At 66.1% G+C, this 23,180-nt stretch carries 24 protein-coding genes and 1 other RNA gene; 8 read left to right on the top strand and 17 right to left on the bottom strand.

Going from position 1 to position 23,180, the window contains the following annotated elements; all coding sequences use genetic code 11:
- Positions 1-193: 193 nt before the first annotated feature.
- The 8 genes from GGR61_RS03600 to GGR61_RS03635 form a co-directional block, all read right to left on the bottom strand.
- Positions 194-1,075, bottom strand: coding sequence for a SirB1 family protein (locus GGR61_RS03600; protein WP_184407578.1), 882 nt, complete (start codon positions 1,073-1,075; stop codon positions 194-196).
- 37 nt (positions 1,076-1,112) lie between these two features.
- The gene (locus GGR61_RS03605) at positions 1,113-1,559 is read right to left on the bottom strand and encodes a DUF192 domain-containing protein (RefSeq protein WP_184407577.1); all 447 of its coding nucleotides are present in this window, start codon (positions 1,557-1,559) and stop codon (positions 1,113-1,115) included.
- A 166-nt stretch (positions 1,560-1,725) separates the two neighbouring features.
- Positions 1,726-2,373: a ribose-5-phosphate isomerase RpiA gene (rpiA, locus tag GGR61_RS03610; protein ID WP_184620457.1), complete on the bottom strand. Its 648-nt coding sequence runs from the start codon at positions 2,371-2,373 to the stop codon at positions 1,726-1,728.
- A gap of 100 nt (positions 2,374-2,473) precedes the next feature.
- Entirely contained in the window at positions 2,474-2,944 is a 471-nt protein-coding gene (locus GGR61_RS03615) for an EVE domain-containing protein (RefSeq protein WP_184620458.1), read from the bottom strand.
- A complete protein-coding gene (locus GGR61_RS03620; protein WP_184620459.1) occupies positions 2,941-3,531 on the bottom strand; it encodes a 5-formyltetrahydrofolate cyclo-ligase in 591 nt (196 codons plus the stop codon). The genes GGR61_RS03615 and GGR61_RS03620 overlap by 4 nt, the downstream gene beginning before the upstream one ends.
- A 469-nt stretch (positions 3,532-4,000) precedes the next feature.
- A non-coding RNA gene (ssrS, locus tag GGR61_RS03625) (6S RNA) lies at positions 4,001-4,185 on the bottom strand.
- A 96-nt stretch (positions 4,186-4,281) separates the two neighbouring features.
- Positions 4,282-4,581 (bottom strand): cell division protein ZapA, encoded by a 300-nt coding sequence (locus GGR61_RS03630; RefSeq protein ID WP_184407573.1) that lies wholly within the window; start codon positions 4,579-4,581, stop codon positions 4,282-4,284.
- A complete protein-coding gene (locus tag GGR61_RS03635) occupies positions 4,578-4,799 on the bottom strand; it encodes a TIGR02449 family protein (RefSeq protein WP_184620554.1) in 222 nt (73 codons plus the stop codon). The genes GGR61_RS03630 and GGR61_RS03635 overlap by 4 nt, the downstream gene beginning before the upstream one ends.
- Positions 4,800-5,034: 235 nt before the next feature.
- Between GGR61_RS03635 and GGR61_RS03640 the strand changes: the two genes are divergently transcribed.
- The gene (locus GGR61_RS03640) at positions 5,035-5,577 is read left to right on the top strand and encodes a YecA family protein (protein ID WP_184407572.1); all 543 of its coding nucleotides are present in this window, start codon (positions 5,035-5,037) and stop codon (positions 5,575-5,577) included.
- An 11-nt stretch (positions 5,578-5,588) separates the two neighbouring features.
- Complete coding sequence (locus tag GGR61_RS03645) at positions 5,589-6,920, top strand: aminopeptidase P N-terminal domain-containing protein (protein WP_184407571.1); 1,332 nt, start codon at positions 5,589-5,591, stop codon at positions 6,918-6,920.
- Between the two features lie 186 nt (positions 6,921-7,106).
- Here GGR61_RS03645 and GGR61_RS03650 read toward each other — a convergent pair whose 3' ends face one another.
- From GGR61_RS03650 to rph, 8 genes are all read right to left on the bottom strand, one after another.
- On the bottom strand, positions 7,107-7,505 hold the full coding sequence (locus tag GGR61_RS03650) for an XVIPCD domain-containing protein (protein WP_184407570.1): 399 nt from the start codon (positions 7,503-7,505) through the stop codon (positions 7,107-7,109).
- Positions 7,506-7,534: 29 nt separating this feature from the next.
- Positions 7,535-8,860 carry a Xaa-Pro dipeptidase gene (gene pepQ, locus GGR61_RS03655; protein WP_184407569.1) on the bottom strand — a complete coding sequence of 442 codons (1,326 nt, stop codon included), beginning with the start codon at positions 8,858-8,860 and terminating at the stop codon, positions 7,535-7,537.
- A 68-nt stretch (positions 8,861-8,928) separates the two neighbouring features.
- Positions 8,929-9,276: a PilZ domain-containing protein gene (locus GGR61_RS03660; RefSeq protein ID WP_184407568.1), complete on the bottom strand. Its 348-nt coding sequence runs from the start codon at positions 9,274-9,276 to the stop codon at positions 8,929-8,931.
- Entirely contained in the window at positions 9,273-11,699 is a 2,427-nt protein-coding gene (locus GGR61_RS03665) for a DUF1631 domain-containing protein (RefSeq protein WP_184620460.1), read from the bottom strand. The genes GGR61_RS03660 and GGR61_RS03665 overlap by 4 nt, the downstream gene beginning before the upstream one ends.
- Positions 11,700-11,898: 199 nt before the next feature.
- On the bottom strand, positions 11,899-13,056 hold the full coding sequence (gene hemW, locus GGR61_RS03670; protein WP_184620461.1) for a radical SAM family heme chaperone HemW: 1,158 nt from the start codon (positions 13,054-13,056) through the stop codon (positions 11,899-11,901).
- Between the two features lie 16 nt (positions 13,057-13,072).
- Positions 13,073-13,672, bottom strand: coding sequence for an RdgB/HAM1 family non-canonical purine NTP pyrophosphatase (rdgB, locus tag GGR61_RS03675; RefSeq protein ID WP_184620462.1), 600 nt, complete (start codon positions 13,670-13,672; stop codon positions 13,073-13,075).
- The gene (locus GGR61_RS03680; RefSeq protein ID WP_184620463.1) at positions 13,669-14,061 is read right to left on the bottom strand and encodes a VOC family protein; all 393 of its coding nucleotides are present in this window, start codon (positions 14,059-14,061) and stop codon (positions 13,669-13,671) included. The genes rdgB and GGR61_RS03680 overlap by 4 nt, the downstream gene beginning before the upstream one ends.
- Positions 14,058-14,783: a ribonuclease PH gene (rph, locus tag GGR61_RS03685; RefSeq protein ID WP_184407563.1), complete on the bottom strand. Its 726-nt coding sequence runs from the start codon at positions 14,781-14,783 to the stop codon at positions 14,058-14,060. Before rph ends, GGR61_RS03680 begins: the two co-directional genes overlap by 4 nt.
- A 108-nt stretch (positions 14,784-14,891) precedes the next feature.
- On the opposite strand from rph, the gene GGR61_RS03690 reads away from it, so the two are divergent.
- From GGR61_RS03690 to GGR61_RS03705, 4 genes are all read left to right on the top strand, one after another.
- Positions 14,892-15,752, top strand: coding sequence for a YicC/YloC family endoribonuclease (locus GGR61_RS03690; RefSeq protein ID WP_184407562.1), 861 nt, complete (start codon positions 14,892-14,894; stop codon positions 15,750-15,752).
- A 144-nt stretch (positions 15,753-15,896) separates the two neighbouring features.
- A complete protein-coding gene (gene gmk, locus GGR61_RS03695; RefSeq protein ID WP_184407561.1) occupies positions 15,897-16,508 on the top strand; it encodes a guanylate kinase in 612 nt (203 codons plus the stop codon).
- Between the two features lie 254 nt (positions 16,509-16,762).
- On the top strand, positions 16,763-17,062 hold the full coding sequence (gene rpoZ / locus GGR61_RS03700) for a DNA-directed RNA polymerase subunit omega (RefSeq protein WP_002812428.1): 300 nt from the start codon (positions 16,763-16,765) through the stop codon (positions 17,060-17,062).
- A 127-nt stretch (positions 17,063-17,189) separates the two neighbouring features.
- Positions 17,190-19,361 carry a bifunctional (p)ppGpp synthetase/guanosine-3',5'-bis(diphosphate) 3'-pyrophosphohydrolase gene (locus GGR61_RS03705; RefSeq protein ID WP_184407560.1) on the top strand — a complete coding sequence of 724 codons (2,172 nt, stop codon included), beginning with the start codon at positions 17,190-17,192 and terminating at the stop codon, positions 19,359-19,361.
- A 108-nt stretch (positions 19,362-19,469) separates the two neighbouring features.
- Here GGR61_RS03705 and GGR61_RS03710 read toward each other — a convergent pair whose 3' ends face one another.
- Positions 19,470-20,339, bottom strand: a complete 870-nt coding sequence (locus GGR61_RS03710; RefSeq protein ID WP_184407559.1) for a LysR family transcriptional regulator — start codon at positions 20,337-20,339, stop codon at positions 19,470-19,472.
- 295 nt (positions 20,340-20,634) lie between these two features.
- Between GGR61_RS03710 and kdgD the strand changes: the two genes are divergently transcribed.
- Positions 20,635-21,552 (top strand): 5-dehydro-4-deoxyglucarate dehydratase, encoded by a 918-nt coding sequence (gene kdgD / locus GGR61_RS03715; protein WP_184407558.1) that lies wholly within the window; start codon positions 20,635-20,637, stop codon positions 21,550-21,552.
- The gene (locus GGR61_RS03720) at positions 21,552-23,132 is read left to right on the top strand and encodes an aldehyde dehydrogenase (NADP(+)) (protein ID WP_184620464.1); all 1,581 of its coding nucleotides are present in this window, start codon (positions 21,552-21,554) and stop codon (positions 23,130-23,132) included. Before kdgD ends, GGR61_RS03720 begins: the two co-directional genes overlap by 1 nt.
- Positions 23,133-23,180 lie beyond the last annotated feature (48 nt).

The raw sequence follows: 23,180 nt of genomic DNA on the forward strand, positions 1-23,180 counted from the left end.
ATGGCGCAGCCAAACGGGACGATGACAGCTCAGGCAAGCTGCCCTTGCAGTGCACAAGTCGTCTAAAGTGATGCAAATTATAATATATAAGTTATATATGGTGCGAACGGTGAATATATAACCTCTTATCAGGTGCCCAGCTCTCCTCAGGGTCAACCTCGATAAGGGTATTGCGCCTTCTTGTTAGCAGCAGTCAGTGCGCCCGCGCGCGCTGACTGTTCAACTCGACCAGATGCTCGTGCAGATTGGCCGCATCCTTCGCACCCGGGTTGAGCAGCAGATAGCGCGACAGGTCGTGCCGGGCACCATTGCGATGGCCCAGGTGCAGATACGCCATGCCGCGATCGCGCAGCGCTTCAGGCTGATCCGGCACCAGCTTCAGGATGCGGTCGGCGCTGCGTGCGGCGCGGTCCCACTGTTCGGCATCGGCATACACACCGTGCAGATTGCGCAGGATGCGGATCAGGATCGCGCGATGTGGTGCCGGATCCAGGATCTGCGCCAGCGCGCGATCGTCGGGAATTTCGCCCCCCAGATGCGGGCGTGCACGTTCGCGTAGTTCATCCACACCCAGCGGGCGGCCGCCGTTGAACGGGTCCATCACCAGCACGCCATCGTCCACCGGCAGGCGCACCAGAAAATGCCCGGGAAACGACACCCCCGCCAGCGGAATGCCCAGCCGGCGCGCCACTTCGATCTGCACCATCGCCAGCGAGATCGGGTTGCCCAGCCGGCGCTCGAATACCTGGTTGAGGTAGCTGTTGCGCGGGTCGTAGTACTCGTCGTGATTGCCCGAGTAGCCCAATTCATCGAACAGGTAGCGATTGACTGCGGCCATCTTCAACGGCCATAGATCGATTGCCTCCACCTCGCGGCGCAGATGTTCGACGTGGCTCTGCACCAGCGTGTCATACAACTCGGCATCCAGCTGCGGATATTCGTCGCGCGCGATCAGTAGCGCGGTGGACATCAACGGCACCGCATCGTCGTCCAGGCTGGCGAGCGCGGTCCAATGGGGAAGTGGGAGCATGTCGACCATGCTGCCAAGAGTGTCGGCAAGCGGCGCAGGGTTCAAGTCCGGTACTTCCTGACAGCGCGCCTGCGGATGAGAATTACTTGAGGGTCGGGATGTCCGGGCTGAAGGTCAGTGTGGCGCCATCTTGCAGGTTGAGCTTGGCCGCCTCGCCGGCATTGAGCTCCAGCACATAACGTGCCGGGCGCTTGCTCGGGTAGGGCGGGCAGGCATCCCCGGCCGAGCATGGAGGCACGTCGCGCTGCTGCGACACCAGCCGGCGTTCATTATCGAAATACAGGATGTCCAGTGCGATCTTGGTGTTCTTCATCCAGTACGCCAGCGGCTCCTGGCGGTCGTGAATGAACAGCATGCCGCGATCGGCGTCCATCGCATCGCGGAACATCAACCCTTGCGCACGGTCGGCATCGTTCTGCGCCAGCTCCACCGCATAGCGGCTGCCGGCCAACTCCACCCATGAACCGTTGGCGGCGCAGCCGCCCAGCAGGAGCAGGCAGGCAAGGACGAGGAAGCGAACATGGCGCATGTGGCATACCAACTGGGCAGGGATGGCGCACCTTCTGCCAAGCGCCGCCTGTGCGTCAAGCCGCCAACGCGCATTCACCTGCAGTGTCTGGAGCGCCGGATAGGCGCGGCCGCTAGCCGCGCCTGCCGACGGAACGGGCCCGCACCTGCGCCCGCGACCGGATAGATCAGATCACGCGCGGCGGTTCGCCGCCGACGATCACCACATCGGCCGGGCGACGCGCGAACAGGCCCACACAGACCACGCCGGGAATCTGGTTCAAGTTGCGCTCCAGCGCCACCGGGTCGGTGATCTGCAGGTTGTGCACGTCCAGCACCACATTGCCGTTATCGGTGACCACGCCGTCGCGCCACACCGGCTGGCCGCCGGTGAGCGCCAGGATCTGGCGGGCGACCAGGCTGCGCGCCATCGGAATCACCTCGACCGGCAGCGGAAAGCCGCCCAGCACCGGCACCTGCTTGCTCGGGTCCACGATGCAGATGAAGCGCTCGCTGGCCTCGGCGATGATCTTCTCGCGCGTCAGCGCCGCGCCGCCGCCCTTGATCAGACAGCGGTTCGGGTCGCACTCGTCGGCGCCGTCCACATACAGCGACAGATTGCCGGTGTGGTTGAGATCCAGTACCTCGATGCCGTGCTGGCGCAGGCGCACGGTGCTCTGCTCGGAACTGGAGACCGCCCCCTTGATGCGATGGCCGATGCGGCCCAACGCGTCGATGAAATAGGCCACCGTCGAACCGGTGCCGACACCGACGATCATGCCGTCTTCCACATAATCGATTGCCTTCTCGGCGGCCAGGCGTTTTGCTTCGGACATTGATAAGTGCTCGGAATTGGTGATTGGTGATTTGGGATTTGATAAGAGCGGTGCAAAGCGGGCGGCGGGCATCGAGCGAATCCCCAATCCCCAATCTCGGCTATTCCATTGCTATAAGCAGCTTCCACTGGGCGGCAGTCACCGGCAGGATCGACAGCCGGTTGCCGCGTGCGATCAGCGGGAAACCTTCGCCCAGCGCATCGGCGTGCTGCTTGATCTCATCCAGCGAAATCGTGCGTTGGAGTTTACGCTCGAACGCCACGTCCACCAGCATCCAGCGCGGATCTTCGCGGCTGGCCTTGGGATCGTGGTAATCAGACTTGGGGTCGAACTGGGTGTCGTCCGGATACGCCGCGCTCGCGACCTTGGCGATGCCGACGATGCCGGGCACCTTGCAGTTGGAATGATAGAAAAACACGCCGTCGCCGACCTGCATGCCGTCGCGCATGAAATTGCGCGCCTGGTAGTTGCGCACGCCGTTCCACGGCTCGGTGCCGACGCGTTGCAGATCATCGATGGAAAACGTGTCCGGCTCGGACTTCATCAACCAGTAGCGCTTGCGGGCAGTCATACGGAAACGGCGTCGTCTTTCAGGAAGGTGGCGTGTTCGGTACAGAGGGCGTCCACCGCCACATCCCAGGATTCGGTGGGCAAGGCGGGCACCTGCTGCGCGGCGAAGCCGACGCCGACCAGCCACGGCGGCGGCGCCTGGCGATGCCGGAACGCGAAGCTGCGATCATACCAGCCGCCTCCCATGCCCAGCCGCCGACACTGCGCATCGAATCCGGTCAGCGGGGTAATCACCAACGCCATTTCCTCCGGTGCGAGCGTATCGGCGCGGTCAACGTCCGGTTCGGGAATGCCATAGCGATTGCTGACCAGGCTCTGGCCCGGACGCCACGGCGCAAAGCGCAATACGCGCCCGTCCAGCACCGGCAGGCAATACCGCACGCCGTGCGGCAGGCTTAGCTGCCAGCGATGTAGCGCGATTTCGCCATCCATCGCCCAGTAACCGGCCACCGCGCCAGTCTGCGGCGCAAACGGCAGCGCCAGCAGGCGCTCGGCCAAGGCATCGGCGGCCGCCAGTCGCTGCGCCGCCGGCAGGCTGCGGCGCAGTGCGCGCAGCTGTTGACGTAGCGCATCTCGGTGGTCGGTCATTGGTTTCTCGCAGCGAGGAGAAGGGCGCTCATTGTCGGTGGCGGACGTGCGTGTGCCTAGCGGCGGTATTGAGGCTAGGCGTGTCGATGCCTGCATCGCGGTGTGGCGGGGAGCGGTGTCAAAATGGTGCGGGGCGCATTCGCTGGCGGCAGGCGATCCGCATCGCCCACGAGCGTTGCGCGGCGGATGAGGTATGACTGTAGAGCCCCATGCGTCAGCGCCGCGGTGTGGCCACCGGTTCGCTTTCAACACGAACCCGTGCGTAACGCTGCCAGGTGGTGTCTGCGCGCGCAGTCGTGGCGGAGACGGCGCGTCGATGCCACACGTGCCCTGCGTAGCAGGCTCATGCTAGCCAGCTGATGGACCGCCACGTCGCCCGTTCGGACGTCATGCGCATGGCGGCGTTCTGCAGGCGCGACGTATCGGCAACGCAAAAAGAAACGACGCCCGAAGGCGCCGTTTCAGATTTGCATTCTCCGCCATGAACGATGCGGGCGAAACGACCTTGAACCCGGGGTTCAAGTGGGGACGTTGTGAGGCCATCGGGCTTCCCGCTACAAGGCGGACTTGCACTCCCGGCTTCGTCGCGCCCCCGTGGTCGTAATTAAGGGACAAGGCGAATGTTTTGCACGCTGTCGTTTACAGCAGAGAACGCAGGTGAAGTATAGACCTCTGCTGCGCGATGGCTAGCCCATTCGTCGGCCAGCCGGTTTGAAGATTCATCTTTGCGATGGCAATGCGACGTACGCCTCAACGCGGCGTGTCGGCAACGCTGTCCAGGCGACGATTCAAGTTGTCCAGCGTGTTTGCCAGCTCACGCTCGTAGAGCGCCTGCTGCTCGCGCAGTTGCTGCAATTCGTGCGCCAGATTCAGCGCCGCCAGCACTGCGACGCGATCCACCGCCGCCATGCGATTGCTGCCACGAATCTCGCGCATGCGCAGATCCAGCAGCCGTGCGGCGGCGGTGAGGCTCTCGCGTTCGTCTGCGGTGACGCCGACCGTGTATTCACGATCCAGAATACGGACACTGACCGGCTCGTTGCTGCTCACGTGTGCTGCTCCAGTGACTTCAATCGCACGATCATCGCTTCCACCCGCGAGCGCGCCTGCTCGTTCTTGGTCAGCAGTTGCGCGCGTTCGCCGATCAACTGCTCCTGCTGGTGACGCAGGCTGCGGTTCTCGTCGGTCAACCGTTGAGTGCGCTCGACCAACGCCTCCACGCGGGCGGCAAGTGCGCGGAGTTGGGTGAGGGCGGCGGCGTTGTCCATGCGCTCACGATAGGGGCGCGTGCGCGCGCCGGTCAAGCATCCGGTCATCGCCCGCTTACCTGCCGTCAGGCCAATCCCGACAAGGCTCGCCGACGGCTGCTGCGGGCCGGTGGCGTGCCCGTGGAACGCAGCATGGAACGTGACGGTAGCAGCCGAATCAGGAGGCCTTGATACACTGGCCAGTCTGATCGCCGGTGCATGCGCCGGCCCCTCTGCCCTTAGCCTGGATGATTCGATGGATCTGCCCGACGTAACCGCTGTGCAAACTGAAAGTCGTCAGCTCGCGCTGGCGTCCTCCGCAGCGGAATTGCATGGCGGGCTGTGCGGGTGGCTCTCCGGTGGCGGCGCCGACAGCGGCGACTGGCTGGCGCGCATCCTGGCCGACACCGTGCAGGTGGCGCCTGCCCAGGGCGGCGCGCTGGACCAGATGCGGCAGGCCACCGTGGCGCAACTGGAAGACCGCGATTTCGCCTTCGACCTGTTGCTGGTCGAAGACGGCGCACCGCTGCCGGAACGTACCGATGCCTTGTTCGACTGGTGTCGCGCCTTTCTCGGCGGCTTTGGCCTGGCTGCGCAGCAGCGCCCGGTACTGACCGAAGAAGGCGAAGAAGCGCTGCAGGACCTGGCCCGCCTGGCGCAGGCCTCCAGCGACGATTTCGATGCCGCCGACGAAGACGACACCGCGCTGGCGGAAATCGAGGAGTTCGTGCGCGTGGCGGTGTTGTTGCTGCATGGCGATTGCGTGATGGGGCCGCGTTTCCGTCAACGTTTGAACTGACCGCACCCGCCATGAAAAAGCTCACCGGGATCGGCGCGGCCGAATACGCGCGTCGGCGCAAGCAGCTGATGCAGATGGCCGGCGATCAAGCAATTCTGATCCTGCCGGCCGCACCCGAGCGGGTGCGCAGCCACGACACCCATTACCCGTACCGGCAGGATTCGGATTTCTGGTATCTGAGCGGCTTCCCCGAGCCGGAAGCGGTGTTGGTGCTGGTGCCCGGGCGCAAGCATGGCGAGGCGATCCTGTTCTGCCGCGAGCGCGATGCCGAGCGCGAAGCCTGGGACGGCCCGCGCGAGGGCCAGGAAGGTGCGGTGGAGCGCTACGGCATGGACGATGCGTATCCCATCGACGATGTGGACGAGATCCTGCCGGGCCTGCTGGAAGGGCGCAGCCGCGTGTACTACCACTTCGGGCGCGATGTCGATTTCGATCTCAAGTTGATCGGCTGGCTCAAGCGGGTCCGCGAGCAGGTGCGGCACGGCGCGCAGCCGCCACATGAATTTCTCGAACTCGGACATCTGCTGCACGAGCAACGGCTGTTCAAGTCGCGCGACGAGATCGCGTTGATGCAGCAGGCCGCCGATATCAGCGTGCGTGCGCATCGCGCCGCGATGCGGCTGGCGCGACCGGGCGTGCATGAGTACGAACTGCAGGCCGAGGTGGAGCGCGAGTTCCGCGCTGCCGATGGGTGGCCGGCGTACGGCAGCATCGTCGGCACCGGCAGCAATGCCTGCGTGCTGCACTACCGCGCCAACAACGCGCGCAGCCGCGATGGCGAGCTGGTGCTGATCGATGCCGGCGCCGAATACCGCGGCTATGCGGCCGATATCACCCGCACCTTTCCGGTCAACGGTCGCTTCACTCAGGCGCAGCGTGCGCTGCACGATCTGGTCGGTGCTGCGCAGGCTGCCGCACTCGCGCAGGCGCGCCCTGGCGTAGCGTACGAAGCCGGGCATCTGGCCGCAGTGGAAACCTTGACCGACGGATTGCTGCGCCTGGGGCTGCTCAAGGGCAAGCTGGAGCGCAATATCGCCGACGGCCATTACAAGCGCTTTTATCGGCACAAGACCGGCCACTGGCTGGGCCTGGATGTGCACGATGTGGGCGACTACCGGCTGGCGGGCGATTCGCGCCTGCTCGAACCCGGCATGGTGTTCACCATCGAACCGGGCCTGTACATTTCCGCCGACGACACCACGGTGGAAGCCAGGTGGCGCGGTATCGGGATCCGCACCGAAGACAACGTGCTGATCACCGCCGAGGGCCATCGCGTGCTGACCGATGCGCTGGCGCGTAGCGCCGATGAGATCGAAGCGGAGATGGCCGGCGCCATCGCGTGACGCGCCTGGCGCGGTGACAAGCAGGGTGATCGCCCGTTTGCCGACCTGGGCTGCACGTCATGGCGGTATCCGATAGACACCACGTGCGCGTGGCAGCGCTGTTTCCAGTACCGGGCGCAGGTGTCTGAGGCCGCGTCCTGGTGGGTCGTCACTGCGTGCGGCGCGGCGCATCCCGTGCCGCGTCGGTTACTGGCCGAGCTGTGGTGTTTGCGTGCGCTCGGGCTGCTGGACCTGTTCGCCTGGTGCCGCAAGTTGCTGCGCGCGCGCGAACGACTGTTCTTCCGGGGTATTGAGTGCCTGTTCGGTCTTCATGTGCGCGCGCAGATGCGCCGGGTTGGCCGGATCGCCTTGCACGACGAACACATTTTCGCCGCCATGCACGCCGCGATTGTTGGCCTCGCTCATCAATACGTGGTCCACGCGCGACAGGCCGCCTTCCTTTGCCAGCGGCAACAGGGCCGCGGTCAGCCGCGCACTGGTCTGGTCGGGCGCGCGCCCATGGGCGGCATCGATCGCGTGCACGCCGCGTTCGATCTGCTGATACAGCGTGTGGTCGGGATGCGAGGGCTGGCGTGGATCGTTCATGGCAGTGCTCCGTGTCTGTGCGTCATCACTCATGGGGCGGCAAACACCGGGCGGGTCAGGTTTTCCGGGGCGCCATCGGTGCACACCACCTCGTCTTCGATGCGGATGCCGCCGTAGGGTTTGAACTGCTCCAGGCGCTGCCAGTCGATGCTGGCGGCGTGGCCGTTCTTCTTCACTTCGTCCAGCAGCATGTCGATGAAGTACACGCCCGGCTCGATGGTGACCACCATGCCCGGTTCCAGCACGCGGGTCAGCCGCAGGTACGGATGGCCGGTGGGGCGCTCGATACGGCCGCCGCGATCGTTGGCGGCGAAGCCGGCCACATCGTGGACCTGCAGGCCGATCAGATGGCCCAGCCCGTGCGGGAAGAATGCGGCGCTGACGCCGGTGGCGAGCGCGGCTTCCGGCGACACGGTGAGGATGCCGACGTCCTTGAGGATGCCCATCAGCGACAGGTGCGCATCCACATGCAGTTGCTTGTAGTCCACGCCTGCACGCACGCTCTCGCCCATGCGCTGTTGCGCGGCATCGACCGCGTCGATCAGTGCCTGGAAATCGCTGCCGGTGTCGGCTGCGTAGGTGCGGGTGATATCGCTGGCGTAGCCATAGGCCGACGCGCCGGCGTCGATCAAGAAGCTGCGCAGCGGTTGCGGCGGCTGCTGGCCGAGTTCGGTGTAGTGCAGCACCGCGCCATGTTCGTTGAGCGCGATGATGTTGCCGTACGGCAGCTCGTTGGCATCCTGGCCGACGGCCGCGCAATAGGCCATGTGGATGCCGAATTCGCTCTGGCCGGCACGGAAGGCCGCTTCGGCGGCGCGATGGCCGCGTACGGCCAACTGCTGGGCGATGCGCATCAGGGTGAGTTCGTACGGCGTCTTGAAGGCGCGCTGGTAGTCCAGGTAATCGATCACCGGCTGCGGATTGTTCGGGACATAGGCGCCGAGGGTGCTGTTCGGCTCACCCACGATGGCGCAGCGCTCGATCTGCTTGGGCAGCAGCGCCAAGGCCGCGTCCGGGGTGCGGATGATGTGGATGTCGCAATGCTCCACCCACCAGCCGCTGGGCGCATCGGGGACCACATGCCAGTAGTCGAACGGCTGGTAGAAAATCACCGTCGGGCGCTTGCCCGGCGTGTAGATCAGCCAGCTGTTGGGCACGCGCGTCAGCGGCACCCAGGCCTTGAACTGCGGGTTGACCGCATACGGGTAGTCGCGGTCGTCGAACACCTGGTAGTGCGCGGTACCGCTGGGGATCACCAGGTGATCGAAGCCGCCGCGCTGCAGCGCCTGGTCGGCGCGCGCGGTCAGCGTGCGCAGGTGGTCGGAATACAGGTGGCTCAGGCGGGGCTGGGTCATGCGGGACTCGATCGGCAATGCAAAGGCAATGCCCGATTTTGCCGCAATCAACGTTGCGATGCTGTTGGTCAGCCGAGCATGTGTTCTTCGGCGATCCAGGCGCGCAGGCGTCGTCGGTGCGGCTCGGACATGGTCAGAAAACGAAAACCGGCCCAGGCCTGACCGGGGGCATGGGCGGCTTCGGTCCACAGCAGGTGGACGCCGACGTCGATGTCGGTGGCCCGGCCGATGCGCTCGGGCAGGCTGAAGCGCAATTGATACAGGGCATCGTCATGCAAGCGAACCGAAGCCAACAGCAGCATGCCGGTTTCCGAGACGTTGCCGACCCGGCCGATCTGCGCCTCGTTGAGCACATCGGTGACCGGGACCAGGTCGGTCGGCTGGCGGCGCGGCGCGCGACGGGTGTCCTGGATCATGGGTGAGCCTCAGCAACAGGGGATTGCCCGGCCAGGCTGCGCAGCGCGCGCACCGTGGCATGCCAGGCGCGATCGATCGGCCGCGATTTTTCTTCGACCAGCAAGCGCGCCTGTCCGGTGGTCATCAGCCGCGAGAGGTTGTCGAGCGACTGCTCGCCGACCTTCTGCCCCCGCTGATTGACGAACAGCGCGTGTCCAGTCATCGGGCTGTACCAGGACAAGCGTTGCCGGCGCAGATCGCCCTGCTGGTTGATCACGAATTCGAACCAGCTGCCGAACGGCAGATTGCGCAGCTGCGTGTGGCAGGCCTCCTCGGCCGGCGTACGCGGCGTGGCGGCCTGCCTGCGCGGGACGTCATCGCCCTGGTCGCCCAGGCGGGTGCGTGCCTTGAGCTTGGCGGCCAGTTCGGTGCGCGAGGTCACCTCGTCTTCGCCTCCGGGCGTGGACAGGCGCCGTGCGATCGCCGCTGCTTCGTCGTGGTGATAGCCGACCTGCAGCAGTGCGGTTTCGACATTGGCGCCCAGCGCGGTGTCGGTGGGCTGCCCCTTGCTGCGGCAGGTGACCTCGGCGATGCGTGCGGTCAGTGCCTGGCGTTCGTCCCATTCGGGCGATTGTTCGCCTTGCCGCAACAGCGTGAGCGTCAGCACGTCCGACCATGCCTGGCGCAGCAGCGCCTGCACAAAACGCGGCGGCGCGTTGTCTTCGCACAACTGTTCGATGCGGTCCTCGGCCTGTTGCTTGGCCGACTCCAGCCGCTCCTTGCCGCGTGCAGCGTCGACGTGGCGGCGCTCGGCGACCTCGGCCTTGCGTGCAAGCGCGCGCAGGTGGGTCTGGATATCGTCGTTGGCGGCAGCGAACACCGCTTCGTCGCCCTGATAGTCGTGGATGATCTTGTCGACCGCGCTGCCCAGCTTGTGCAGCAGCTGCGGATCCACATCGTCCTCGCCCAGCCACACCGCCCCCGATTCGGCCACGGTATTGAGCAGTTCGCGTACCGGATGCTGGTCGCGCACGAAGAAATGCGGGTCGGCCAACGCGGCGCGCACCACCGGCACCTGCAACTTGGTGAGCAGGGTTTGCGCCGGTGTCTGGTCGCGCACTTCGCGCTGCATTTGCGCGTAGAGCAGGCCGAGCAGGTCGAAGGTGTCGGCATCGTGCTGCGGCAGTGCCGCGTCCGGGCCGTGCCGGGCGCGCAGCAGCTCCAGCACCTGGCGCTGCACCGCATCGATGCCCGATGGCTGCGAGGCGGCGGCCTGCACCTGCTGCAGGCTGACCAGCGCGTCGCTGACGGCGCTCTTGGGCACTTCGGCGACAGCGTCCTGGCCAGCAGCGAACGGATAGGAGCCTTGCGCAGAGAGCGCAGCCAGGGACATTGCAGGCGCGGCGGCGCTGCCTGAATGTGCTCCGATACCGCCAGCGGCTTGCGATCGACGTACGGACGACAACAGGCTGCCGAGTGCCTGTGCCGCGTCGTCCAGTGCCGGTGTCGCCGAGTGCCCCGGTGGCGACACGGACAGCGCCATGGGTGCGTCGGACCGATGCTGCAGCGCGCCCTGCCATCCGCCCTCCACGGGCTGGCCACTCCAGGTGGTCGCGGGGCGCTCGCTATGCGGCGTGGCGATGGCTTTGCTGGCCGCCGGGGTGTCATGGGCATGGGGGGCATTGGACGATGCCGCCGGCGCTCGCCGTGTCTGCACGTGCGTGGGCCTGACAAGATAGGGGTGATAAATCAGGCCCGGCAGGATGCCCTCCTGCGCCAGTAGGCCGTTGGCGCGCTCGAACAGATCGCCCAGGCGATCGAACACCTGGCGCTCGAACACCCTGTACAGCGTGAGTTGCCCGTCCAGGCTCAGTCCCAGCGCCTCGCCACAGTGCCGCAGCATGCGGCATAGCGCGTAAGGCCCGAGCGGTAGCTCTTCCAGTTCGAATTCCGGCACCGCACCGATCACCGCCAGCCGCTGCGCCAGCAGTTGCAAGGCATCGGCCCGGCGCGAGGTCTCGCGGCGGGCGATCTCGCTCAGCACGATGTCGCGGTCGATATCGGTGTCTTCCACCAGCGTCAGCGTCAATATCTGCGGTTGCGCGGGGGCAGGGGGCAGTGCGGTCTTGGAAGGGCGCTGCCGCACATCGGCCAGCGCCTGCGCCAGCTGTTGCAGGAATGCCTGCGGAAACCGGTCGATGTGATCGCGCAGGCCACGCATCTGCGCGTAGGTCTCGGCCTGGAGTTGGCTGGTACGTGCGTGTTCGGCCTGCTGCAGCAACTCGCGTTCCAGCTCGACGATGGTCAGCCGCAATGGGCCGCTGAGCGTCTGCACGCAGTGCGCATGCACGGCCGCAAGCAGGCGGCGGCCGCGCGCGGACACTGCCGCATCGGCGATTGGGCCGCTGAGCGCGGGTTGCAGGGAAGAGGCGAGAGTGGACATCCGGGAGGCGGGCTCGGGTCGAAGCGTGAGCTATGTAGCATGTTTTCCCCTCAATCAGCGACTGCACCGGCACCGACGGCGGGTTGCGCCAGGGCTGCGTGGGCACGCTGCAGCAGGGCCGGCGCCGCAATCGGCCAGGTCTGCGCCTACCTTCGTCGCCTGGGCGCGTGCGGCGCCTGACGCGCTGCGGCTGCGGATTTCAGGCCAGAAACAGCTCGACCACATCGTTGGTGAAGCGGCGGCCCAGCTCGGTCGGCACGATGCGACCATCCCGCTCGGTCATCCAGCCCTGCGCAATCGCCCGCGCCACGGGCAGATCGAGAGTGGAAGCCGCCAGGCCGGTGCAGGCCTCGAAATCGCTCAGCCGGAAGCCTTCGTGCAGGCGCAACAGATTGAGCATGTATTCGAACGGCAGCCGTTCGCGCGGCACGATTTCGTCGCCGCCGATCGACGCCGCGCGACCGGCGCTGGCTAGATAACTCTGCGGATGCTTGTGCTTCCAACGGCGCAAGACCTGCTGCCCGGCACCGGAACTGATCTTGCCGTGCGCACCGGCGCCGATGCCCAGGTAATCGCCGAAGCGCCAGTAATTGAGGTTGTGCGCGCACTGCCGCCCCGGTTTGGCGTAGGCGCTGACTTCGTACTGCGCATAGCCGGCGTCGGCGAGCAGCGCTTGGCAATGTTCCTGGATGTCCCAGGCCGCATCGTCATCGGGAATGCCCTTGGGCGGCCGCGCGAAGAACACCGTGTTCGGCTCCAGCGTGAGCTGGTAATGCGACAGGTGGGTGGGCTGCAGCGCGAAGGCGCGCTCAAGATCGTGCTCGGCCTGCGCCAGGGTCTGCTCGGGCAGCGCGTACATCAGGTCGATATTGAAATTGTCGTAGCCGGCATCCTGCGCCAGCTTGATCGCACGCTCGGCCTCGGCGCTGTCGTGGATGCGACCGAGCCGTTGCAGCGCCACGTCGTCGAAGGTCTGCACGCCGAAGCTCAAACGGTTCACCCCCGCGGCGCGATAGCCATCGAAGCGGCCATGTTCTGCGGTGCCCGGATTGGTTTCCAGGGTGATTTCCAGATTCGGCGCAAAGCGCAGTCGCGCTGCTGCCGCTTGCAGGAATCGATCGATCGCCTCGGGCGGAAACAGGCTCGGCGTGCCGCCGCCGAAGAACACCGAATGCACCACGCGTCCCCACACCAGCGGCAAATCGTTGTCCAGATCGCGGATCAACGCATCCACGTACTCCTCGAACGGCAGCACGCCCTTGGCCGCATGCGAATTGAAATCGCAGTACGGGCATTTGCGCACGCACCAGGGCAGGTGCACGTACAGCGACAACGGGGGCGGAATCAGGTCGGGCACTGCATCAGGCCATCGTTCACAGCGACAGGGCGTGCAGCTTGTGCTGCAACGTGGCCAACGCCACCGCCCGGTGACTCAGCCGATTCTTCAACGCGGTCTCCATTTCCGCAGCGGTCAGGCCATGCACCGGGTCCAGAAACACCGGGTTGTAGCCAAAGCCGCCATCGCCGCGCGGTTCGGTGGTGATCATCCCTTCCCAGCTGCCCTCGGCGATCAGCGGTTGCGGATCTTCCGGGTGACGCAGCAGCACGATCACCGCGTAAAACCGCGCGCTGCGGCGCTCGGCCGGCACGGCGCGCATGGCGTCGAGCAACTTGGCGTTGTTGGCCTGTGCGTCGGTCGGGCTGCCGGCGTAGCGCGCGCTGTACAAGCCGGGCGCGCCGCCGAGTGCATCGACGATCAGGCCGGAGTCGTCGGCCAGTGCCGGCAGGCCGGTGACCGCGCTGGCATGGCGCGCCTTGATCAAGGCGTTCTCGACGAAGGTCAGGCCGGTTTCCGGCACGTCTTCGACACCCAGTTCGCCCTGCGCCACGATGCGCAGCGGCAGTTCTGCGAGCATGGCACGGAGTTCTTCCAGTTTGCCGGCGTTGCCGCTGGCCAGGACCAGTTGTTTCATTGCTTGGGCTCCAGCAGATCCCACTTGGTGCCGTACAGGTCGCGGAATACAGCGACCGTGCCGTACGGCTCCTCGCGCGGGGTTTCCAGAAATTCCACGCCGAACGCCTGCATGGCCGCGTGGTCGCGCCAGAAGTCGTCGGTGTAGAGGAAATGATCCACCCGCCCACCGGTCTGGTCGCCGATACGTGCGTGCTGCGCGGCATCGGCTGGTTGCGCGAGTAGCAAGGCCGCGTCCTGCGCATCGCCAGGACCGATGCAGACCCAGCGTTTGCCATCGCCCAGCGCGCGGTCCTCCAGCACGGCAAAGCCGAGCGCGCCGGTATACCAGGCGATCGCGGCATCGTAGTCGGCGACCAGCAAGGTGGTCAGGGCGATGCGCCGCTTCATCCGGCCAGCGCGGCGCGTTGCAGTTCGAACAACTCGGCCACGCCCTTTTCGGCAAGGGCGAGCAGCGCGTTGAGTTCGTCGCGGCGGAATGCATGGCCTTCGGCGGTGCCTTGCAACTCGATGAACCCGCCGCCGTCATTCATCACGACATTCATGTCGGTATCGCAGTCGCTGTCTTCGGGGTAATCCAGGTCCAGCACCGGCTCGCCGCGATAAATGCCCACCGAGACCGCAGCCACTGCACCGATCAACGGATGCTTCTTGATGTCGCCGCGCTTGCGCAGCAGGTTCACCGCATCGGCCAAGGCCACATACGCGCCGGTGATGGCAGCAGTGCGGGTGCCGCCATCGGCCTGCAGCACGTCGCAGTCCAGGGTGATGGTGCGCTCGCCCAAGGCATTGCGATCGACGCAGGCGCGCAGTGCGCGGCCGATCAGGCGCTGGATTTCCAGCGTGCGCCCGCCCTGCTTGCCACGCGCGGCCTCGCGGTCGGAGCGGGTATGGGTGGAGCGCGGCAACATGCCGTATTCGGCGGTCACCCAGCCTTCGCCCTTGCCGCGGAGGAACCCCGGCACGCGGTTTTCCACGCTGGCGGTGCACAGCACGCGGGTATCGCCGAAGCTGACCAGCACCGAGCCTTCGGCGTGACGGGTGAAGGCGCGTTCGATGCGCACCGGGCGCAGCTGGTCGGCCGTGCGGCCGCTGGGACGGGAAAAGGTCATGCAATGAGTCCGGAAGTCGGGAGGTGGTCTGGGCCAGCGCGTGGCGAGGCGGTCAGCCAGCGCGGGCGGCTAGGGTACCATTCGCGCTTTGACGTCACGGGATTCACGATGATCCGAAGCATGACCGCGTTTGCTGGCGGCGAACGCATCACGCCCTGGGGCACGCTCGGTTGCGAGCTGCGCTCGGTCAATCACCGGTTTCTGGAAGTGGGCGTGCGTCTGCCCGAAGAGTTGCGCGCGCTGGAACCGATGCTGCGCGAGCGCGTGGCGGCGAAAAACAGCCGCGGCAAGCTGGATCTGACGCTGCGTCTGCGCGCGCCGGACAACGCACACACGCTGGCCGTCAACGAATCGCTGCTGCAGGAATTGGGCGCACTGGCCACGCGGCTGGACGGTGTATTTCCCAAGTTGCAGGTCGGCTTTACCGATCTGCTGCAGCTTCCCGGCGTGCTGCAGGTGCAGGATGTGGACGCGCCGGCACTACAGGCGCAGGCGCTGGCATTGCTGGACGAGGTGGTGGACAGCTTTGTCGCCGCGCGCGAGCGTGAAGGCGGCAAGCTGGCCGAGGCGATCAGCGAGCGGGTGGATGCGATCGAACGCATCGCTGCCGAGGTGCGCACCTTGATCCCCGCCATTCGCGACGGCCAGCGCGCCAAGCTGGCCGCCCGCCTGGCCGATCTGCCGCATCCGGTGGACCCGGGCCGCGCCGAGCAGGAACTGGTGCTGTGGCTGCAGAAGCTGGACGTGGACGAAGAACTCGACCGCCTCTCCAGTCACATCGCCGAGATCCGCCGCGTGCTCAAACAACGCGAGCCGGTCGGCCGTCGCCTGGACTTCCTGCTGCAGGAATTCAACCGCGAAGCCAATACGCTCGGTTCCAAGTCGGTGGACAGCCGCACGTCCAACGCCGCGGTGGATCTGAAGGTGCTGATCGACCAGATCCGCGAGCAGGTGCAGAACATCGAATAGCCGGGATTGGGGATTCGGGATGGGGCAACTGCACGCTCCTCTATCTGCGGGCTGGGTCCAATCCCGGTAGCATGTCGGCCCCGGTGGTACCGGTCCGCAGCCCGTTCGCGAATCCCGACTCCCCAAATCACGAATCCCTGACCTATGCGCGGCACCCTCTATATCGTTGCGGCTCCCTCCGGTGCCGGCAAGAGCAGCATCGTCAACGCCACGCTGGCGCGTGATCCCAAGATCGCCTTGTCGATCTCGTTCACTTCGCGCCCGCCGCGTCCGGGCGAACGGCATGCGGAGCACTACCATTTCGTCTCTGCCGACGAATTTCAGCGCATGATCGAAGCGGGCGACTTCTTCGAATATGCGCTGGTGCATGGCGACTGGAAGGGCACTGCGCGGCAGTCGGTCGAACCGCAACTGGCGGCCGGCCACGATGTGTTGCTGGAAATCGACTGGCAGGGCGCGCGTCAGGTGCGCCAGAAAGTGCCCGATGCGGTCAGCGTGTTCATCCTGCCGCCGTCGCGCCAGGCGCTGGACGAGCGCATGCGCAAGCGCGGGCAGGACAGCGAGGACGTCATGGCGCAGCGCCTGGCCGCTGCCCGCGAAGAGATGCTGCACTTCGAGGAGTTCGACTACGTCATCATCAACGAGACCTTCGACACGGCAGTGTCGGAGATGTGCGCGATCTTCACCGCCAGCCGGCTTCGGCGGCAGGCGCAACAGCAGCGGCATGCCGGCTTGATCCAGGCGTTGCTGGACTGAATGCGACACGGTCGTCCCGCGCCCGCTGCTCTGGCGCGGCGGCCGTCAGGGCAGGCAGTGTGTCGCGCGGACGGGCAGGGCGCGCATCTGCCGAGGCTGCGTGACCGCGCGCGATCGCCAATCAGCGCGCACTCAAATAGCTGATTCCAAAGGAAACTGAATGGGTGCCGGTTGCCGTGGCGCAAGGGCGGGCGTACACTCCGCCCCCTTTCCCTCATTCGATGCGCGGCCATTGCTGGTCGCCGGGAGCCCGCATGGCCCGCATTACCGTAGAAGATTGCCTGGAAGTCGTGAACAACCGTTTCGAACTGGTCATGATGGCCTCCAAGCGTGCCCGTCAGCTCGCCAACGGCGTGCAGCCGCTGATCGAGAACGCCGACGCCAGCGACAAGCCCACCGTGATGGCGCTGCGCGAAATCGCCGCACGCCGGATCGACAACGCGCTGATCGATGAAGTCGAGAAGGCCGAGCGCGAGCGCGCCGAGCGCGAAGCGCTGGAATGGGCCGCTGCCGAAGTCGTCGCCGACGAAGACATGTCCAAGAACGACGATTGATTGCCCGCATCACTGCGATCGATTTGAACAGCCCGCCTCGCGCGGGCTGTTTTCGTTTCATACCGGCTTTGCCGCGCGCAGCGCGCAAACGTTTGCCGTGACTGCGTTGCTGGCATAGTCTTCCGGGATGAACCCAGGCCCCACTGCCCAGGCGACCGTCGTGACGTCCTCGTCTTCCGACCCGGCCATCCCCGACTACGTCCTGCACCTCGAACGCGCTGCCAGCTACCTTCCCAAGGAGCAGCTGCCGATCCTGCGCCGTGCCTGGGAAGTGGGCGCCATCGCGCATGCCGGCCAGACCCGCAAGTCGGGCGAGCCCTACATCACCCATCCGGTGGCCGTGGCCGGCGTGCTCGCCGAGCTCGGGCTGGACATGGAATCGCTGATCGCCGCGATCCTGCACGACACCATCGAAGACACCCCGTTGACCCGCGCAGAGCTGGCGTCCGAATTCGGCGAAGCGGTGGCCGAGCTGGTCGATGGCGTCACCAAGCTGGACAAGCTCAAGTTCCGCGACCGTCAGGAAGCGGCGGCGGAAAGTTTCCGCAAGATGCTGCTGGCGATGTCGCGCGACCTGCGCGTGATCATGATCAAGCTCGCCGACCGCCTGCACAACATGCGCACGCTCGGCGCGCAGAGCAGCGAAGCACGCAGCCGCATCGCGCGCGAAACGCTGGAGATCTATGCGCCGATCGCCCAACGCCTGGGCATGAGCCTGATCAAGTCCGAGCTGCAGAACCTGGGCTTCCGCGCACTGTATCCGTGGCGTCATGCCATCCTCGAAAAACACATTCGCAGCCAGCCGGTGGTGCGCCGCGAGTCGATGGCGCAGGTGGAGGTGCAGTTGTCGCAGCGGCTGGCCAAGGAAGGGCTGGAACATCGGCTGGTCAGCCGCATCAAGACGCCCTGGAGCATCTATTCCAAGATGCACGAAGAGAACAAGTCCTTCGATCAGGTGATGGATGTATTCGGCTTCCGCCTGGTGGTGCGTTCGGTGGCCGATTGCTATCACGCGCTGGGCGCGGTGCATGCCACCTTCAAACCGCTGGACGGGCGCTTCCGCGATTTCATTGCGATCCCCAAGGCAAACGGCTATCAGTCGCTGCACACGGTGTTGTTCGGCCCGTACGGCTCGCCGATCGAGGTGCAGATCCGCACCGAAGAGATGGACCTGATCGCCGAACGCGGCGTGGCCGCGCACTGGACCTACAAGGTCGGCTCGGCCTCGCCCAACAGCGCGCAGAGCCGTGCGCACGACTGGATCGTGGAGCTGATCGATTCGCAGCGCGCCGCCGGCTCGTCGCTGGAGTTTCTGGACAACGTCAAGGTGGATCTGTTCCCGGACGAGGTCTATCTGTTCACGCCAAAGGGCAAGATCCTGGCGTTGCCACGCAATTCCACCGCGCTGGATTTCGCCTACGCGGTGCATACCGATGTGGGCAATCGCGCGGTGGCCTCGCGGGTGGACAAGAAGCTGGTGCCGTTGCGCACCAAGCTGGTCAGCGGGCAGGCGGTGGAGATCATCACCGCGCGCTCGGCCACGCCCAAGCCGCAGTGGCTGGAATTTGTGGTCAGCAGCAAGGCGCGTACGGCGATCCGCCACCAGCTCAAGCAACTCGAACACGAAGACGCCGTGCAGCTTGGCCACCGCATGCTCGATCGTGCGCTGGAAGCGATGGACAGCTCGCTGGAGCGGTTGCCCAAGGGCCGCCTGGATGCCTTCCTCACCGAGCATCGCTACCCGCGCCTGGAAGCCCTGCTGGCCGATGTCGCGCTGGGCAACTGGATGCCGACCCAGGCCGCACAGGCGTTGATGGCCTACGCCGAGCTGCGCGGCGGCGGGCATTCCAAGCATTCGCACGAAAAGATCCTGATCGATGGCAGCGAGCGTGGCGTGATCAGTTTCGCCAACTGTTGCCAGCCGATTCCCGGCGACGAAATCATGGGCTACCACACCGCCGGCAAGGGCATCGTGGTGCACCGGCTGGACTGCCCCAACCTGGCCGAACTGCGCAAGTCGCCCGAGCGCTGGGTGCCGATCGATTGGGATTCCGGCGTCACCGGCGATTACGACACCGCCCTGGTGGTCGAAGTGGAAAACCGCACCGGCGTGCTGGCCCAGCTTGCGGCGGCGATCGCGCAGAGCCAGTCCAATATCGAACGCGTGGATTACCTGGACCGCGATTTCAATGCGGCGGTGTTGCGTTTCAACATCCAGGTCCGCGACCGCCGCCATCTGGCCGAGGTGATGCGCCGGCTGCGGCGGTTGCATGTGGTGCAGAGCGTCGGTCGTCAGTAGCCGCCGGATGGCTGCACGCGGCGATGACGCGGAGAATCGCATCGCCTTGCCGAACACGCGGCACGGCGAGTGACTGGCTCCCAGGCCAGTGGCCTGGTGTCACAGGCTCTAGGCGATCAGCCGGTGCAAGGCGGGGTTGTCGTTGTCCTGCTTCCACACCAGGTGCAGTTCCACCGGTGTGGCGGGCGCATCGTCCTGCAACGGCAGATAGACGATGCCGGCATAGCGCAGGCCGCTGGCGCCTTCGGGCACCAGCGCCATGCCCATGCCGCCACGCACCAGCGCCAGCACCGAGTGGATCTGGCTGACGTATTGCACCGAGCGCGGCGCGATGCCACGCGCACCGAACAATTGCGCGAGCAGATCGTAGAAGTAGCGCGCTTCGTCGGGCGCGTAGTTGACCAGCGGCTGTCGGTCGAAGTCCTGCAGGCGCAGACTGCTCCGCTGCGCCAATGGCGCGTCCTCGGGGAGCGCGGCAATCAGCGGTTCGCGCGCCACGCAGCGACTGCGCAAGCCCTGTCGCTGGATCGGCGGTCGCAGCAGGCCGATGTCCAGGCGCCCGGCGTCCAGGGCGTCCAGTTGCGCCAGGCTGACCATCTCCTTGAGTTGCAGATCGACATCCGGCGCTTCGCTGCGCCAGCGTGCGATGGCCTCCGGCAAAAAACGGTAGCTGGCGCCTGCGGTGAAACCCACCGATACGCTGCCGGCATCGCCCATGCCAATGCGTCGCGCGCGCAGACCGGCGTTTTCCGCCAGGCGCAGGATCGCGCGCGCCTCGGCCAACAGGCTGCGCCCGGCCTGGGTCAGGCGCACGTGGCGGCTGTTGCGTTCGAGCAGCGGTGTACCGACGTTGTGCTCCAGCAATTGGATCTGCCGGCTCAGCGGTGGCTGGGTCATGTTCAGACGCTCGGCCGCGCGACGGAAATGCAGTTCGTCGGCAACCGCGACAAAGCAGCGTAATTGCGGCAGATCGAACATCCGGGGTTGCCTCTCAGAGCGATGATGCGGTGATCGGGTGCTGCACTCGCAGCATGTTTGCTGCGGCGGTGCAGATGAATACGCCTGCCGCAGTGTTCGCTGCCTGCGCGTGCGCCATCGCGGGCAATCACGCGGCGACAAAAAAGCCGTTGCAAAGCAGCGGCTTGCAATCGCTGCGCCGTTTCCGTGCAGGCACTGATTCAATAGAGGTATCAAACAATACGTAATTTGGTTTGGACCAGCAACGATGCGCCTTCCTAGGATCCTTCCACCCCCGCCTAGGACCCACGCATCCATGAGCAGCAGATACACACCTACCGAAATGGCCCAGGCGCTAGGCGCCGGATTGCTGTCGTTTCCGGTCACCCATTTCGACGCGGCGCTGGCCTTCGACGAGCCGGCCTACCGCAGCAACCTGGACTGGCTGTCCTCGCATCCGGCTGCGGGCCTGTTCGCCGCAGGCGGCACCGGCGAGTTGTTCTCGCTGACCCTGGACGAAGTCAACCGCGCGGTGCGCGCGGCAGTGACCCAGACCGCAGGCCGCATGCCGGTGATCGCACCGGCCGGCTACGGCACCGCGATTGCGGTCGACATGGCGCAGGCGGCCGAGCGCAACGATGCCGACGGCATCCTGTTGTTCCCGCCATACCTGACCGAGTGCGACGCAGACGGCGTGGCTGCGCATGTCGAGCGCGTCTGCAAGGCGACCAAGCTGGGCGTGATCGTCTACGGGCGTGCCAACGCCAAGCTCGACGATGTGACACTGGCGCGCGTGGCCGAGCGCTGCCCCAACCTGGTGGGCTACAAGGATGGCATCGGCGATGTGGATCGCATGACCCGCATCTATGCGCGGCTGGGCGATCGCCTGCTGTATGTCGGCGGCCTGCCGACGGCCGAAACCTTTGCATTGCCGTATCTGGAAATGGGCGTCACCACGTATTCCTCGGCCATCTTCAATTTCCTGCCGGAATGGGCACTGGCGTTCTATGCGGCGGTGCGGGCGCGCGACCACGCCACCATCTACCGCGAGCTCAACGACTTCGTGCTGCCGTACACGGTGTTGCGCAACCGGCGCGCCGGCTATGCGGTGTCCATCGTCAAGGCCGGCATGCGCGCGGTGGGCCGCCCAGCCGGGCCGGTGCGCACGCCGTTGGCCGATCTGACCGACGCCGAATCCGCCCAGCTCAAGCAACTGATCGGAGGGCGCCGCTGATGTACACGATCCTGGGTGAATCGCTGATCGGCCAGCGCAGCGTGGTCGGCGCCGGCGTTGCCTTGCAGGGCGTGGATGCCGCCAGCGGCGAGCTGCTGGCGCCGGTGTTCGGGTCGGCGACCGCGCCGGACCTGGAGCAGGCTTGCGCCCTGGCACAGGCGGCCTTCGATTCTTATCGCGAAACACCGCTGCAGGCACGGGCGCAGTTCCTGGAGACGATCGCCGACAACATCGTGGCGCTGGGCGATGCCTTGATCGAACGCGCGATGCGCGAAAGCGGCTTGCCGCGCGCACGCCTGGAAGGCGAGCGCGGACGCACCGTGGGGCAACTGCGCCTGTTCGCCAGCGTGGTGCGCGAGGGCAGCTGGCTGCAGGCGCGCATCGACCCTGCGCTGCCGCAGCGCACGCCGTTGCCGCGCGCGGACCTGCGCCAGCGCCATATCGCGCTGGGGCCGGTGGCGGTGTTCGGCGCCAGCAATTTCCCGCTGGCGTTCTCGGTGGCCGGCGGCGATACCGCTTCGGCCCTGGCAGCCGGGTGCCCGGTGGTGGTCAAGGCACATGGCGCGCATCCGGGGACCTCGGAACTGGTGGGCCGCGCGATTCAGGCCGCGGTGGCGCAATGCGGATTGCCGGAGGGCGTGTTCTCGCTGCTGTTCGACGCCGGCATCGAGATCGGCGCGCAGCTGGTGGCCGATGCGCGGATCAAGGCGGTCGGTTTCACCGGGTCGCGTGGCGGTGGCATGGCGCTGCTGCAGATCGCGGCGGCGCGCCGTGAGCCGATTCCGGTGTATGCGGAAATGAGCGCGATCAATCCGGTGTATTTGTTGCCGCACGCGCTGCAGGCGCGTGCGCAGGCATTGGGCAAGGCCTTCGTCGGCTCGCTTACGCTGGGCGCTGGCCAGTTCTGCACCAATCCCGGCCTGTTGCTGGCGATCGATTCGCCTGCGCTGGATGCCTTCATCGCCTCTGCAACGCAAGCCCTGCAACAGGTCTCGCCCGGCGTGATGCTCACTGCCGGGATCGGCCACGCTTATGCCCAGGGTGTGCAACGCCTGGTCGCGCATCCGCAGGTGACCACGCTGGCGCGTGGCGATGCGCCGGATGCGGGTCGCTGCCCGGCAGCCTTGTTTGCTACCGACGCCGATGCGTTTCTGGCCGATGAAGCGTTACAGGCCGAAGTGTTCGGCGCCTCGTCGCTGCTGGTTCGGTGCAGGGACAGCGCGCAGTTGACCGCATTGAGCGAGCAGTTGGAAGGCCAGCTCACCGCCACGCTGCACATGGATGCAGGCGATACCGCAACCGCCGCCGCGCTGCTGCCGATTCTGGAGCGCAAGGCCGGGCGCATCCTGGTCAACGACTGGCCTACCGGCGTGGAGGTTTGCCACGCGATGGTGCACGGCGGCCCGTTTCCGGCGACCTCCGATAGCCGCAGCACCTCGGTGGGCACGCTGGCGATCGACCGCTTCCTGCGGCCGGTCTGCTACCAGGATCTGCCTGCCGCGCTCATGCCCGCTGCCTTGGCCGATGGCAATTCGCTCGGGTTGTGGCGACGTGTCGACGGCGCGCTGGGCCACGACTGAGCGCGAGCGCGGCAACGATGCCTGAGGCGTGCCGGAGGAGGGTCCGGC

Origin of the sequence: Xanthomonas sp. 3058, from assembly GCF_014199765.1 — a bacterium.
Lineage (GTDB): Bacteria > Pseudomonadota > Gammaproteobacteria > Xanthomonadales > Xanthomonadaceae > Xanthomonas > Xanthomonas campestris_B.

Bases quoted from the DNA above. Each gene is read 5' to 3' on its own strand.
- GGR61_RS03605 (WP_184407577.1), bottom strand. From the start codon at position 1,559: ATGCGCCATGTTCGCTTCCTCGTCCTTGCCTGCCTGCTCCTGCTGGGC.
- rpiA (WP_184620457.1), bottom strand. From the start codon at position 2,373: ATGTCCGAAGCAAAACGCCTGGCCGCCGAGAAGGCAATCGATTATGTG.
- GGR61_RS03615 (WP_184620458.1), bottom strand. From the start codon at position 2,944: ATGACTGCCCGCAAGCGCTACTGGTTGATGAAGTCCGAGCCGGACACG.
- GGR61_RS03620 (WP_184620459.1), bottom strand. From the start codon at position 3,531: ATGACCGACCACCGAGATGCGCTACGTCAACAGCTGCGCGCACTGCGC.
- GGR61_RS03635 (WP_184620554.1), bottom strand. From the start codon at position 4,799: ATGGACAACGCCGCCGCCCTCACCCAACTCCGCGCACTTGCCGCCCGC.
- GGR61_RS03640 (WP_184407572.1), top strand. From the start codon at position 5,035: ATGGATCTGCCCGACGTAACCGCTGTGCAAACTGAAAGTCGTCAGCTC.
- GGR61_RS03645 (WP_184407571.1), top strand. From the start codon at position 5,589: ATGAAAAAGCTCACCGGGATCGGCGCGGCCGAATACGCGCGTCGGCGC.
- GGR61_RS03650 (WP_184407570.1), bottom strand. From the start codon at position 7,505: ATGAACGATCCACGCCAGCCCTCGCATCCCGACCACACGCTGTATCAG.
- pepQ (WP_184407569.1), bottom strand. From the start codon at position 8,860: ATGACCCAGCCCCGCCTGAGCCACCTGTATTCCGACCACCTGCGCACG.
- GGR61_RS03660 (WP_184407568.1), bottom strand. From the start codon at position 9,276: ATGATCCAGGACACCCGTCGCGCGCCGCGCCGCCAGCCGACCGACCTG.
- GGR61_RS03665 (WP_184620460.1), bottom strand. From the start codon at position 11,699: ATGTCCACTCTCGCCTCTTCCCTGCAACCCGCGCTCAGCGGCCCAATC.
- rdgB (WP_184620462.1), bottom strand. From the start codon at position 13,672: ATGAAACAACTGGTCCTGGCCAGCGGCAACGCCGGCAAACTGGAAGAA.
- GGR61_RS03680 (WP_184620463.1), bottom strand. From the start codon at position 14,061: ATGAAGCGGCGCATCGCCCTGACCACCTTGCTGGTCGCCGACTACGAT.
- rph (WP_184407563.1), bottom strand. From the start codon at position 14,783: ATGACCTTTTCCCGTCCCAGCGGCCGCACGGCCGACCAGCTGCGCCCG.
- GGR61_RS03690 (WP_184407562.1), top strand. From the start codon at position 14,892: ATGATCCGAAGCATGACCGCGTTTGCTGGCGGCGAACGCATCACGCCC.
- gmk (WP_184407561.1), top strand. From the start codon at position 15,897: ATGCGCGGCACCCTCTATATCGTTGCGGCTCCCTCCGGTGCCGGCAAG.
- rpoZ (WP_002812428.1), top strand. From the start codon at position 16,763: ATGGCCCGCATTACCGTAGAAGATTGCCTGGAAGTCGTGAACAACCGT.
- GGR61_RS03705 (WP_184407560.1), top strand. From the start codon at position 17,190: ATGAACCCAGGCCCCACTGCCCAGGCGACCGTCGTGACGTCCTCGTCT.
- GGR61_RS03710 (WP_184407559.1), bottom strand. From the start codon at position 20,339: ATGTTCGATCTGCCGCAATTACGCTGCTTTGTCGCGGTTGCCGACGAA.
- kdgD (WP_184407558.1), top strand. From the start codon at position 20,635: ATGAGCAGCAGATACACACCTACCGAAATGGCCCAGGCGCTAGGCGCC.
- GGR61_RS03720 (WP_184620464.1), top strand. From the start codon at position 21,552: ATGTACACGATCCTGGGTGAATCGCTGATCGGCCAGCGCAGCGTGGTC.